Origin of the sequence: Streptomyces sp. NBC_01474 (assembly GCF_035918215.1) — a bacterium.
GTDB classification, from domain to species: domain Bacteria; phylum Actinomycetota; class Actinomycetes; order Streptomycetales; family Streptomycetaceae; genus Streptomyces; species Streptomyces aureus.
Map to the genome: position 1 here is coordinate 4,459,149 of NZ_CP109449.1, position 12,229 is coordinate 4,471,377.

Annotated in this window: 12 protein-coding genes; 4 read left to right on the forward strand and 8 right to left on the reverse strand. The window is 72.9% G+C overall.

From position 1 onward, the window contains the following. Window positions 1-68: 68 nt before the first annotated feature. The gene (gene dapE / locus OG758_RS20360) at window positions 69-1,148 is read right to left on the reverse strand and encodes a succinyl-diaminopimelate desuccinylase (protein WP_326711321.1); all 1,080 of its coding nucleotides are present in this window, start codon (window positions 1,146-1,148) and stop codon (window positions 69-71) included. Window positions 1,149-1,210: 62 nt separating this feature from the next. Between dapE and OG758_RS20365 the strand changes: the two genes are divergently transcribed. Both OG758_RS20365 and OG758_RS20370 read left to right on the forward strand, forming a co-directional pair. After that, a complete protein-coding gene (locus OG758_RS20365; RefSeq protein ID WP_326711322.1) occupies window positions 1,211-2,137 on the forward strand; it encodes a heavy metal transporter in 927 nt (308 codons plus the stop codon). A gap of 300 nt (window positions 2,138-2,437) precedes the next feature. Then, on the forward strand, window positions 2,438-2,896 hold the full coding sequence (locus OG758_RS20370) for an ATP-binding protein (protein ID WP_326711323.1): 459 nt from the start codon (window positions 2,438-2,440) through the stop codon (window positions 2,894-2,896). A 158-nt stretch (window positions 2,897-3,054) separates the two neighbouring features. Here OG758_RS20370 and OG758_RS20375 read toward each other — a convergent pair whose 3' ends face one another. Then, the gene (locus tag OG758_RS20375; RefSeq protein WP_326711324.1) at window positions 3,055-4,182 is read right to left on the reverse strand and encodes a bifunctional succinyldiaminopimelate transaminase/glutamate-prephenate aminotransferase; all 1,128 of its coding nucleotides are present in this window, start codon (window positions 4,180-4,182) and stop codon (window positions 3,055-3,057) included. A gap of 103 nt (window positions 4,183-4,285) precedes the next feature. Next, window positions 4,286-4,606, reverse strand: coding sequence for a ferredoxin (fdxA, locus tag OG758_RS20380; protein ID WP_030573070.1), 321 nt, complete (start codon window positions 4,604-4,606; stop codon window positions 4,286-4,288). 141 nt (window positions 4,607-4,747) lie between these two features. On the opposite strand from fdxA, the gene OG758_RS20385 reads away from it, so the two are divergent. Both OG758_RS20385 and OG758_RS20390 read left to right on the forward strand, forming a co-directional pair. Continuing rightward, window positions 4,748-5,806: a GNAT family N-acetyltransferase gene (locus OG758_RS20385; RefSeq protein WP_326711325.1), complete on the forward strand. Its 1,059-nt coding sequence runs from the start codon at window positions 4,748-4,750 to the stop codon at window positions 5,804-5,806. Window positions 5,807-5,817: 11 nt separating this feature from the next. Then, a complete protein-coding gene (locus OG758_RS20390) occupies window positions 5,818-6,660 on the forward strand; it encodes a transglutaminase-like domain-containing protein (protein ID WP_326711326.1) in 843 nt (280 codons plus the stop codon). Between the two features lie 4 nt (window positions 6,661-6,664). Here OG758_RS20390 and OG758_RS20395 read toward each other — a convergent pair whose 3' ends face one another. From OG758_RS20395 to OG758_RS20415, 5 genes are all read right to left on the reverse strand, one after another. Continuing rightward, window positions 6,665-7,279, reverse strand: a complete 615-nt coding sequence (locus OG758_RS20395) for a response regulator transcription factor (RefSeq protein ID WP_266560518.1) — start codon at window positions 7,277-7,279, stop codon at window positions 6,665-6,667. After that, window positions 7,276-8,418 carry a sensor histidine kinase gene (locus OG758_RS20400; RefSeq protein WP_326715972.1) on the reverse strand — a complete coding sequence of 381 codons (1,143 nt, stop codon included), beginning with the start codon at window positions 8,416-8,418 and terminating at the stop codon, window positions 7,276-7,278. Before OG758_RS20400 ends, OG758_RS20395 begins: the two co-directional genes overlap by 4 nt. A 35-nt stretch (window positions 8,419-8,453) precedes the next feature. Then, on the reverse strand, window positions 8,454-9,194 hold the full coding sequence (locus OG758_RS20405) for an ABC transporter permease (protein ID WP_116510336.1): 741 nt from the start codon (window positions 9,192-9,194) through the stop codon (window positions 8,454-8,456). Next, on the reverse strand, window positions 9,191-10,111 hold the full coding sequence (locus tag OG758_RS20410; protein ID WP_326711327.1) for an ABC transporter ATP-binding protein: 921 nt from the start codon (window positions 10,109-10,111) through the stop codon (window positions 9,191-9,193). Before OG758_RS20410 ends, OG758_RS20405 begins: the two co-directional genes overlap by 4 nt. Before the next feature lie 143 nt (window positions 10,112-10,254). Continuing rightward, a complete protein-coding gene (locus OG758_RS20415; protein WP_326711328.1) occupies window positions 10,255-12,204 on the reverse strand; it encodes a hypothetical protein in 1,950 nt (649 codons plus the stop codon). Window positions 12,205-12,229: the final 25 nt, after the last annotated feature.

Genomic DNA, 12,229 nt, shown 5'->3' on the forward strand with positions numbered 1-12,229 from the left:
GCTCCCTCCACTGCGTACGTGCAGCAAGGGTAGGTCTACGCGGGTTACGTGCGGGGGACCTCGGAGTGTCAGGCCGTGAGCCAGGAGCGCAGACGTTCCTCGGCGGCGAGGATCTTGCGGGTGTCCACGTGCTCGTCCCTCTTGTGGGCGAAGATCGGGTCGCCGGGGCCGTAGTTCACGGCGGGGACGCCGAGCGCGCTGAACCGGGAGACGTCCGTCCAGCCGAACTTGGGGCGGGCCTTGCCGCCGACGGCCGCCATGAAGGCGGCGGCGGCCGGGTGGTCGAGGCCGGGGCGCGCGCCGCCGGTGTGGTCGTCGACCACGTAGTCGTCGATGTCGCAGCCGGCGAAGAAGTCCCGGACGAAGGCCTCGGCCTCCTCGGCGCTGCGGTCGGGCGCGTAGCGGAAGTTGACGGTGACGGAGCAGGCGTCGGGGATGACGTTGGTGGCGACGCCGCCCTCGATGCGCACGGCGTTGAGGCCCTCGTGGAACCGGAGTCCGTCGACGACGGGCTTGCGGGGCTCGTACGCGGCTAGGCGTTCGAGGATGGGGGCGGCCTTGTGGACGGCGTTGGAGCCCATCCACGCGCGCGCGGAGTGCGCCCGCTCGCCCTTGGTCGTCAGGATGACGCGCAGGGTGCCCTGGCAGCCGCCCTCGACCTCGCCGTCGGTGCCCTCCAGGAGGATCGCGAAGTCGCCCTCCAGCCAGTCGGGGTGGGCCTCGGCCACATGCCCAAGACCGTTGAGGTGTGCGGCGACCTCTTCGTTGTCGTAGAAGACGAAGGTGAGATCGCGGTTGGGCTCGGTGACGGTCTGCGCGATGCGCAGCTGGACCGCGACACCCGACTTCATGTCGCTGGTGCCGCAGCCCCACAGGACGCCGTCCTCGTCGAGGCGCGAGGGGACGTTGTCCGCAATCGGGACCGTGTCGATGTGCCCGGCGAGAATGACCCGCTCGGCGCGCCCCAGGTTCGTCCGCGCGACGATGTTGTTGCCGTACCGGTCGACCGTGAGGTGCGGCAGGGCGCGCAGGGCCGTCTCGATGGCGTCGGCGAGGGGCTTCTCCTGCCCGCTCGGCGACGCGAAGTCGACCAGCTGGGCGGTGAGCAGCGCGGCGTCCCGCGTGAGGTCAAGGGCGGTGAGGTCCATGGCGTCGACCCTAATGCCCGGCGGCCGCGGGCCCTGTCGGTGGCCTCCAGTACCTTTGACGCGTGCCTGAGCCCCCCACCCTCGTCCGGCGCGGCCGTCTCCTCCGTATCGGGGCGGCCGTCGTGGTGCTGCTCGCTGTCGCCGCGTATCTGGTGGTCCAGTACGTCTCGGGCGGCAGACCGGCCCCGCGCTGCACGGTCGAGTCGGGGAACGGCGACGGCGCGTCCTACGAGTTCACCTCCGAGCAGGCGGTGAACGCGGCTACGATCTCGGCCGTCGGCACCTCGCGCGGCATGCCCGAGCGCGCCGTCACGATCGCCCTCGCGACCGCGCTCCAGGAGTCGGGCCTGCGGAACATCCACCACGGCGACCGCGACTCGCTGGGCCTGTTCCAGCAGCGCCCGTCGGAGGGCTGGGGCACGCAGGCACAGATCATGGACCCGGTGTACGCGGCGGGGCGGTTCTACGAGCATCTGGACAAGATCCCGGGCTATTCGCGGCTGCCCCTGACGGTCGCCGCGCAGCGGGTGCAGCGCAGCGGCTATCCGCAGGCGTACGCGAAGCACGAGCCGGACGCCACGCTGCTCGCCGCCGCGCTGACCGGCCGGGCGGGTGCCTCGCTGACCTGCGAGGGCCGGCCGAGCGGCACGGAGGTCAGGAAGCCGGGCGATCCGGCGAAGGTGCAGGCGGCGCTGGTGCGTGACTTCGGGCGCGAGGTGTCGCCGGCGGCCGGCGCGGGCGGGCACGACGTGACCGTCCCGGTGCCCTCCACAATGGACTCGGCCGAGGGCGGGGAGCAGCAGCGCGGCTGGGAGCTGGCGCACTGGGCGGTGGCCAACTCGTCGGCCCTGCACATCGAGCGGGTGTCCTACGCGGGCCGCGACTGGACCGCGGGCGACGCCGGCGGCAAGTGGAGCGGGGCTGCGGCGCAGGCCGCGGCGGGGGCCGAGAAGGGCCTCCGAGAGGTCCGGATCGTCACCGCGCAGTAGTGCGGTTGATAGCTCGATCGGGCGATGTACGTCATCCGTGGGCGACGTCCCGCACGGTTCTTCGCAGGACCCGTGGGCATATGCGGAAATCCCTTGCGGGCAAAGGGGCGTAGGCGTTTTACGACCACGCGGAGGGCGTGGCGTTTGCCCGTTTTTCGCCGCAGATGATAATGCGACACATTGCCAACTCTTTACGTTGCGGGAGCGAAACCTTCGCGACCTTCGAGCGGTAGTCACTGCGTCCGAGCGCCGGGCACCCGGCGCCTGACACCACCGTTCTCTCCCGTCTAAGGAGCATCAATGTCCCTCCCCCTGACCCGCCGGATCGCCCGTGCCGCGCTGCTGATCGCAGCGGGAGCGGCTCCCGTGGTCGGAGCGGCCGGATCCGCGAGCGCCGTAGACCTCCCGGCCACCCCGAACGTGGGCGGCCTCACCGCGCTCGACGGCGCGAACGTCGGCAACACCGTCGACGGCGCCGCCAAGAACGTCAGCGGCCTCGCCGGTGACACGGGCAGCAAGGCCGTGAAGAAGGCCGTGCCGACCGTCGGCAAGGCCGTTGGCCGGAGCGCCAGGACGGCCACCCCCGCCGCCCAGAAGGCGGCCGGTGACGTCGCGGGCAGCGCCGGCGACGTGGTCGGCCAGACCACGGGTGCGGCCACCGACGGCGGCCTCCCGACCGGCGCGCTCGGCAGCGGCCTGCCCACCGGCGCGCTCCCCGCCACGGGCGAGCTGCCGACGCAGGGCCTGCCGCTCGGCTGAGCATCCGGCACACAGTGAGAGTGAAAGGGGGCGGGGAGCCTGTGACGACAGGCTCCCCGCCCCCTTCGCTGTGCCGTGAGCTGTGACGCAGAGGCCCTGTCTCAGAGGCCCTGTCTCAGAGGCCCTGTCTCAGAGGCCCTGTCTTCAGACGCCCCGGCTCAGACGCCCCGGCTCAGACGCTCGACCGCCGCGGCCACGCGCTCGTCGCTCGCCGTCAGCGCCACACGGACGAACCGGTCGCCCTCGAGGCCGTAGAAGTCGCCGGGCGCGACCAGGATCCCCAGCTCCGCCAGATGCGCCACGGTGTCCCAGCAGGACTCGTCGCGCGTGACCCACAGGTAGAGGCTCGCCTCGCTGTGCTCGACGCGGAAGCCGTGCTGGACCAGGGCGTCGCGCAGGGCCGCGCGGCGGGCCGCGTAGCGCCCGCGCTGCTCCTGTACGTGCTCGTCGTCGCCGAGCGCCGCGACGACGGCCGCCTGCGTCGGGGCGGACGTCATCATGCCGCCGTGCTTGCGGATCTGGAGCAGGTCGCCGAGGACGGCGGCGTCACCGGCCAGGAAGGCGGCCCGGTAGCCGGCGAGGTTCGACCGCTTCGAGAGCGAGTGGACCGACACGATGCCCTCGTACGAGCCGCCGCAGACGTCCGGGTGCAGGACCGATACCGGGTCCGCCTCCCAGCCGAGCTCGATGTAGCACTCGTCGGAGAAGACGAGGATGCCGTGCTCGCGTGCCCAGGCGACGATCCGGGTCAGCTCGTCCTTGGACAGGACGCGGCCGGTCGGGTTCGAGGGCGAGTTGAGCCACAGGAGCTTGATCCCCGTCGGGTCGAGCTCCGTGCCCGCGGCGTCAGCCGCAAATGTCTCGATGTCGTACGCGACGTGGTCCGCGCGGGCGAGGCGGGCGCCGACCTCGTACGTCGGGTAGGCCAGGCGCGGGTAGGCGACCTTGTCTCCGGGGCCGAGGCCCAGCTGCGTCGGGAGCCAGGCCACGAGCTCCTTGGAGCCGACGATCGGCAGGACGTTGTGGTGGGTGAACCCGCGCGCGCCGAGGCGCCGCTCGCTCCAGCCCACGAGCGCGTCCCGCAGCTCGGGCGTGCCCCACACCGTGGGATAGCCCGGCGAGTCCGCGGCCGCGATCAGCGCTTTCTGGATCAGCTCGGGCACCGGGTCGACCGGCGTGCCGACGGAGAGGTCGACGATCCCGCCCTCATGGGCGGCGGCCGTCTTCTTGTACGGCTCGAGCTTGTCCCAGGGGAACGTGGGAAGGCGGTCGGAGACTGCGGACACCTGGCTCACTTCTTTCGTACGTGCATGCGTACTCGGGCAAACGCCTCGGTCCCGTACAGCGGACGTGCCGTACGGGACCGGGGCGGCGCGATATGCGGCCCGCTTACTGGTTCTGCGGCGGAAGCGCGGCGATGAAGGCGTGGTCGCGCTCGATCAGGCCGAGCTTGCTGGCGCCGCCGGGCGAACCGAGCTCGTCGAAGAACTCGACGTTCGCCTTGTAGTAGTCCTTCCACTCTTCGGGAGTGTCGTCCTCGTAGAAGATCGCCTCGACCGGGCAGACCGGCTCACAGGCTCCACAGTCGACGCATTCGTCCGGGTGGATGTACAAGGACCGGGAGCCCTCGTAGATGCAGTCGACCGGGCACTCCTCGATGCACGCCTTGTCCTTCACGTCGACACAAGGCTGCGCGATGACGTAGGTCACGCTGTCGTTCCTCCTCGATAGGGCGCGGCGGGCCGATCTGCGGCTCCGTCCGCGTGGCGCGCGGGAGCGCGGCGTCGTCGATGCCCGCACCTAGTATCTCCGTTCCTGGGCATGATCCGAACAGGAGGGGTGGACAGAGCTGTGGAATTCACTGCGGGCGGACGGCTCGAGGTTCGCTTGACGGCCTCTGACGTGGGAAAACGCGTGTCTGTGCGACGGCTGACCGAGGGCGGCTCGCCGGGTGCGAAGTTCACCGACGCGGTCGGAGTTCTCACATCGTGGAACGACGGTGTGCTGCACATCACAACACGGGGTGGCGAACAGGTCCGCATTCCGGAATCGTCACTGGTCGCGGGGAAGGTCGTGCCGGCCGCGCCCGCCCGGCGCCGCGGGCCCGCCGCGTCGTACGAGGAGCTGGCGCGGGCTGCCGCACGCGCGTGGCAGCCGGTGGAGAGCGAGCGGCTCGGCGACTGGGAGCTGCGGGCTGCGGTGCAGGTGGAACCGTACGAAGCGCGCCCCTGGGGAGCGGCGGACGGGCGACGGGTGGGCTTCACGCGGCGGGCCAACTCGGTGCTGCCGCTGGGTGATCCGGGGCTCCCCCTCGACGAGGCGCTCTCCCGTGTCCGCGCCTGGTACGAGCGGCGCGGGCTGCCCGCGTACATCCAGACCGCGACCGGCGCCGAGGGCACGCAGGAGCTGCTGTGCGCGGAGCTGGAGGCGCGAGGGTGGGTGCGTGAGGTCACCGCGGAGATGTGGGTCGGCGGGCTCGCGCCGGTCGCGGACGGCGACCCCGGCGACGGGGTCGAGCTGACGCGGGAGCCGGGCGAGGCGTGGCTCGGCCGGTATCAGCGCAAGGGCGCGAGCGAGGTGGCTCTGAAGGTGCTGACCGCCGGGCCTTCCGTGTGGTTCGCGACCGTGCCGGGCGAGGGCGGGGAGCCCGACGCGATCGGGCGGTGCGTCGTGGACGGGCGGTGGGCCGGTTTCGCGGCGGTCGAGGTGGCTCCGTCACGGCGGCGCCGGGGCCTGGCGTCTGCCGTGATGGCGGCACTCTCGCGGCGCGCACTGGAGGAGGGCGCGTCGGCGGCCTGGCTCCAGGTGGAGGCGGACAATGAGGGGGCTCGGGCGCTGTACGGGCGGCTGGGCTTCGCCGCGCACCACGCGTACCACCACTACCGCGCACCGGACCCGGCCGGACACTGAGCGAGGCACGTATGTCCCCCCACATCTCACCCCGCTCCGAGGAGCTGCGCCGGCGGTTCGCCGAGGAGGCTCGGGCGGAGCGGCCCGATCTGTCGCAGCTGTGCCTGCTGGTGGCCGCCGAAGCGGACGGCTCGCTCGACGAGGCCGGTATGGACGCGGTCCAGATGGACCTCGACCGGCTCGCCGGGCAGGTCCCGTTCCGGCCCGGCGGCCCGCTGGCGTGGGCGACGGCGCTGGCCGAGCTGCTGGGCACCCGCTGCGGTTTCCGTGGCACGCCGGGCGACTACGAGCGTCTGGAGTCGTCGCTCCTGCACGAGGTGGTGCTGCGCAGGCGGGGGCTGCCGATCCTGCTGTCGGTGGTGTGGATGGAGGTCGCGCGGCGGGCGGGGGCTCCGGTGTACGGGGTGGCGCTGCCGGGGCACTTCGTGGTCGGGTTCGGCCCCGCGCAGGATCAGGTGCTCGCCGACCCGTTCGACGGGGGCCGGGTGCTGACCGGTGCGGACGCGGAGCTGCTCGTGGCCGGTGCGACGGGGGCGCCGCTGAACGCGGCGATGCTGCAACCGGCCGATCCGCTGGATGTCGTGCTGCGGATCCTGAACAACATCGGCGCGTGGGCGGCCACGCGGCCGGAGCGGTCGGACGTGGCGCTGTGGGCGGTCGAGCTGTCGCTGCTGCTGCCCGCGCACCCGGCCCGGCTGCGCTACGAGCGGGCCCAACTCCTCGTCCGCAGCGGGGACTTCCTCGCGGGGGCGGCGGAGCTGGACGCGTACGCGGAGGTGGTGGGCGCCGTGGACGCCCCGGCCGCCGAGACGCTGCGCGCGCAGGCGCGGGCGGCCCGGGCGATGCTCAACTGACCGGCTACAGCCAGCCCTTCTCGCGGGCGATCCGTACCGCCTCCGCCCTGTTGCGCACGGCGAGCTTCTGGATGGCCGTCGAGAGGTAGTTGCGGACCGTGCCCTGCGACAGGTGCAGGGCCGCCGCCAGCTCGGCGTTGGTCGAGCCGTCGGCCGCCGCGCGCAGGATCTCGCGTTCGCGGTCGGTCAGCGGGTTGGCGCCCCCGGCGAGCGCGGCGGCCGCGAGGGTGGGGTCGATGACACGCTCGCCGGCGAGCACCTTGCGTACGGCTTCGGCGAGTTGGGCCGCGGGGGCGTCCTTGACGAGGAACGCGTGGGCGCCGGACTCCATCGCCGTACGGAGATAGCCGGGGCGGCCGAAGGTGGTGAGGACGACGACCTTGAGGGCGGGCAGGTGCTCGCTGAGCTGTGCGGCGGCCTCGATGCCGGTCATGCCGGGCATCTCGATGTCCAGGAGCGCCACGTCGGGGCCGTGTGCGCGGGCCGCCTCCAGCACCTCGTCGCCGCGCGCCACCTGGGCGACGACCTCGATGTCGGGTTCGAGGCCGAGGAGCGCCGCGAGGGCCTCCCGCACCATCGACTGGTCCTCCGCGAGCAGGACCTTGATCTGAGCGCTCATGCGGCGGATCCTACGGAGCCCACGGGCACCCGGGCCACCAGCAGGAACCCGCGGTCCCGCACGGGCGCCGCCTCCAGGGTGCCGCCGACGCCCTCGACGCGTTCGCGCAGGCCTGTCAGGCCGTTGCCGGGTACGGCGCTGCCGCCCGCCGCGGCACCGGCCCCGTCGTCCTCCACCGTGAGCTCCATGACGGGGCCGTCCAGGGTCTGGCGGCGGGCGATGCCGACCGTGCAGCGGTGGGCGCCGCTGTGCCGTACGGCGTTGGTGACGGCCTCGCGCAGGGTCCAGGCGAGGGCGGCCTCCTGTTCGGCGGGCAGGTCGTCGGGCGCGTCCGCGGGGACCTCGGCCTCGATGCCGGCGGCGGCCAGCGCGGCGCGCGCTCCGGCCAGTTCGGCGCCGAGACGGGGGCGCCGGTAGCCGGTGACGGCCTCCCGGACGTCGACGAGTGCCTGGCGGCTGACCTGCTCGATGTCGGCGACCTGCTGGGCCGCCTTCTCGGGGTGGTCGGGGAGCATGCGGCCGGCGAGCTCGCTCTTGAGCGTGATCAGGGAGAGCGAGTGGCCGAGGAGGTCGTGCAGGTCGCGGGCCAGGCGCAGGCGCTCCTCGTTGGCCGCGAGCTGGGCGACGGTGGCGCGCGCCCTGCGCAGTTCGACGGTCGTGCGCACGAGCTGCCGTACGCCCGTCATCGCGAACCCGCCGAGGAGGGCGGGCACGACCAGGCCGAGGTCCCAGCCGCGGCCGAGCGGGATCCCGAGGAGGACCATCGCGGCCGTGACCGCGACGATCGTCCAGCGGGCGTACCGCATGGGCAGCACCGCCCCGCAGGACACGGAGACGTACACGAACAGGACGAGCCAGGGGGCGCCGAGCGTGAGGGACATGACGACGGCGACCGCGGCGAGCGCCCCGAGGACCGCGGCCAGCCGCCCCAGGCGCATGGCGCGGGCCGTGTGGCGGAAGACGAGGGCCAGGTAGACGCCGACGAAGGCGACCAGGCCGAGCCAGCCGAGCGCGGTGGCCCAGGCCGTGTGGCCGCCGTTGACGAGGTCGTCGATCGGATCCGCCATGAAGACCAGCCAGATGCCGATCCACAGCAGCTTGCGCAGGGCCTCACGGTGGTTGCGGGGCGACTGCCCCATGCCGGTGAGCCTGATCTCGTCCGCCGTCTGGGCGTTCACGCCTTCAGGGTGTCCTTCCGGTACAGCCAGGCCGCGCCGCCGGCGAAGACCAGGAAGTAGGCGACGATCAGCGTGACGTCCTTGCCGTGCGGGGCGTTGCCCAGCTCGATGGCCTGGCCGAGGGCAGCGTACGCGTGTGTGGGCAGCCAGGACGCGATGTCGCTGAGCCACTGCGGGAAGCCGGTCGAGGGGAACCACAGGCCGCCCAGGATCGACAGGCCGAAGTAGACGATCATCGTGATGGGGCGGACGGCGTCGCCGGTCGCGAGGTAGCCGATGGCGACGCCGAGCGCGGCGAAGCACAGGCTGCCGGCCCAGATCGCGACGACGAGGGCGAGCCACTGCCAGGCGTCGAGTCGTACGCCCTTGGTGACGGCCGCCACGACGAAGACGACGACGATGGACGGCAGGCTGACCACGGCGGCGCTGGCGGTCTTGGCGAGGACGTAGCCGCGCCCGGGGAGCGTCGTCAGGCGCAGCTGGCGCACCCAGCCGCTCTCGCGCTCCTTGGCGATGCGCTCGCTGTTGCCCATGAGGACGGCGGTCAGGGCGCCGAAGGACGCCATGGACACCATCATGAACGCGGCGAGGTTCAGGCCGGTGCCGTCGACCATGGTCGAGCTGTCGGAGCTGCCCGCGATGAGCAGGAACAGGACCGACGGGTAGACGACGGAGAAGAACAGGAACTTCTTGTTGCGCAGGGCTCGGGTGATCTCGAGCTTGATCAGGCTGTTCATGACGTCCTGGCCTCCTCGGCCGTGGTGATGGCTACGAAGGCCTGCTCCAGGCCGAGGCCCGCGACCTCCAGGTTGCGCGGGTAGACGCCGAGTCCGTACAGGGCGTGCACGGTGGCGTCGGCGTCACTCGACTGGAGGCGCACGGTGCGGCCCGACACGTCGAGGGTGGTGAGGAACGGCAGGGCGCGCAGGGCCTGTTCGTCGATGTCGCCCTCCAGGTCGAAGGCGACCTTGCGGGCGCCCGCCCTGGCCTTGATCTCGGCGGCGGTGCCGTCGGCGAGGAGGCGGCCGCGGTGCAGGACGAGGACGCGGTCGGCGATCGCGTCGGCCTCCTCCAGGTAGTGCGTGGCGAAGAGGACCGTGCGGCCCTGGTCGGCCTGTTCGCGCATCGTGGCCCAGAACGCCTGCCGGGCCGAGACGTCCATGCCGGTGGTCGGCTCGTCGAGCACGATGAGGTCGTTGGCCCCGGCGGTGGCGAGGGCGAAGCGGACGCGCTGCTCCTGGCCGCCGGAGAGCTTGTTGACCTTGCGGTCGGCGATCTGCGCGATGCCCGCCCGGGACATCACGTCGCCCGGCTTGTACGGCTTGGGGTGCAGGCCGCAGGCGAGCTTCACGAGCTCGGCCACGGTGACCTCGTCCATCAGGCCGCCGCTCTGCAGCATGGCGCCGACGCGGCCCTGGACGATCGCGTCCCGGGGGCTGGTGCCGAAGACACGGACGGTGCCGGTGTCGGCGGGGCGCAGGCCGAGGAGGAGGTCGAGGGTGGTGGACTTGCCCGCGCCGTTCGGGCCGAGGAGGGCGACGGTCTCGCCCGGGTGCAGATCGAGGGTGAGCCCGTCCACGGCCCTTACGTCCCCGTAGCTCTTGCTCACCCGCTCGAAGCTGACCACCTCGGTGGCCTGTGCTGTCGTTGTCATGGAACCCATGGTGGCGGGCGGGGGCGGGTGCCCGGCAGTGTCGGGCGGCCGGTGTCCGGGATGACAGATGTCATGTCCGCGGGCGGCAGCACAGCGGGCGGGCCCCGTGAAGGGACCCGCCCGGTGTGTGACGTGCGTGCCGGTTATCCCGGGTTGGTCTCGATGACCCCGGTGCGCTGGGCGGGCGTCTTGCCCTTGAGGGCCTGCCGCATCACGCCGATGACGTCCTCGGGCGTCACCGGCGTCTTCTTGCCGGTGCCGCGCGTGATGAGGATGCCGTCGAACGTGTTGCCGTACAGCTTCTTCAGGGCGGCCTTGTCGTAGTAGTCGACGAGCTTGCCGTCGATGGCCTTGACGCTGAGGATCTGCGGCAGTGACTTGGCGGGGCCGAACGGGATCTGTGCGTTGCCCGCCTTGATGACGACGTTCGCGGACATGGCCGGCTCCGCGAACTCCTTCATCATCCGGTCGACCTCGGCGTTCGGGACGGTCGGCTTGTGGGTCGTCGTCGCCATCGGCACGGGCCGCGAGGCGCCCGTCTCCACATGCGTGCGGTACGCCTCCTCGACGGACGAGGAGGACCGGGCGACGTCGATGCCCTTGCCCATCCTGCCGTACACGGCGATGGCCTTGCCGGGGACGAACCTGATCGTGCCGTCGCCGGAATCGGCGCCGCCGGCGGCCCGTTCGAGGGCGGCCTGGAGCTTCTCCTCGTCGACGGGCATGACCGGCTCCACGACGCGCTCGTTGCCGAACAGCGAGCCGATCACGGAGACCGGGTTGTAGTCGCTGCCCGCGGCCGCCGCCACCGTCGCCGTGCTGTCCAGGCTCAGACCCGCCTGGTCCGGCCTGAGCGGCACGGACTTGCCGTCGACCGACAGCTGGAGCGGGTCGGTGGTGCGCTTGCCGAACGCGGTGTCGAGCTTGGCCGCGGCCTCGTCACGGGTGCCCCCGCCGATGTCGACGCCGAGCACGGTCGTGTTCTTGGGCACGTCCGAGTGGTTCATCAGCAGACCGGCGCCGTACGCGACACCGGCGAGGCCCACGACGCCCGCGCCCACGAGAACGAGCTTGTTACGGCCCTTCTTCTTGCGGGGCGCGGCCGGGGCGCTCTGGCCGACCGGGTCGGGGAGCTTCGGCGGGGTGTGCGGCAGCGGCCCGTCGGGACGCGGGCCGCCGGGGGCGAACGGCGCGTTCGGTCCGCCGAGGCCCGGCGGGACGACCGGGATGCCGCTCGTGAGCGTCTCGCCGGAGACATGCCCGCCCGGGCCCGGCTCGGGCGCGGGCTTCTGCGGCGTGAGGATCGCGGTGTCGTCGCTCATCTGCGGCGGCCGCTGACCGCCGGGAGGGCCACCGGCAGGTCCGCCGGGACGCGCCATCGGGCTGTCGCCGCCGGCGGGTCCCGTGGTCGGGCCCGAAGGGCCGCGCGGGGGGACGCCGGGGCCCGAGCCGTCGGCGTTCCCGGCGAAGTAGGGCAGGTCGCCGCGGTGCGGGTCGCCGGAGTTCCCGGGCTGCGGCGGGCGGCCGTGTGAATCGGTGCCGCCGAGCGGCCCGGACGCGACCGCGCCGGACACGTCGAAGGCGCCGGAGCCGCCCGACGGGCCGGGCACCGCACCGGAGTTGCCCGGAGCGGGACTGCCGGAGGCGGACCCGCCCCCCTGGGGGGCACCCGACTTGCGTGGCGCGAACCAGCTGCTCGCCTTCTCCTCCGCGGCCGGTGCGCCCTGGCCGTCACCCGAAGGAGGGGTCCGGGGCGCGGGGGCGGCGGGGGTCTGAGGTGCCGGTGCCGGCGCGGCGGCCGGGTCCGGGGTGGCGGGTCCCGCGTCCACGTCGCTCATGGGCGTGCGCATCACTACGGGCGGGATGGGGCGCGACCCGGGGATGTTGATCCGGATCCGCGTCGTCAGCGTGGTCTCCGTCTTGCGTTCCTCGGGGACCGGACGGCCCTCGGCGGGCTGCCCGGCATCGCCGGGCGCGCCGTCGCCGGGACCGGCGCCCTGGGCGGGGGTGCCGTACGGAGGCGTCCCCGAGGGGTACGCGGCACCGCCGCGCCCGTGGGGCCCGGAGGACGAACTGTCAGTTTCACGGCTCAAAGCAGGATCTCCCGGTTGGCTCCGC

What these genes read in the sequence shown, in the direction of transcription:
- dapE (WP_326711321.1), bottom strand. Translation starts at nt 1,148, where the DNA reads ATGGACCTCACCGCCCTTGACCTCACGCGGGACGCCGCGCTGCTCACC.
- OG758_RS20405 (WP_116510336.1), bottom strand. Translation starts at nt 9,194, where the DNA reads ATGAACAGCCTGATCAAGCTCGAGATCACCCGAGCCCTGCGCAACAAG.
- OG758_RS20395 (WP_266560518.1), bottom strand. Translation starts at nt 7,279, where the DNA reads ATGAGCGCTCAGATCAAGGTCCTGCTCGCGGAGGACCAGTCGATGGTG.
- OG758_RS20400 (WP_326715972.1), bottom strand. Translation starts at nt 8,418, where the DNA reads ATGGGGCAGTCGCCCCGCAACCACCGTGAGGCCCTGCGCAAGCTGCTG.
- OG758_RS20370 (WP_326711323.1), top strand. Translation starts at nt 2,438, where the DNA reads ATGTCCCTCCCCCTGACCCGCCGGATCGCCCGTGCCGCGCTGCTGATC.
- OG758_RS20390 (WP_326711326.1), top strand. Translation starts at nt 5,818, where the DNA reads ATGTCCCCCCACATCTCACCCCGCTCCGAGGAGCTGCGCCGGCGGTTC.
- OG758_RS20410 (WP_326711327.1), bottom strand. Translation starts at nt 10,111, where the DNA reads ATGACAACGACAGCACAGGCCACCGAGGTGGTCAGCTTCGAGCGGGTG.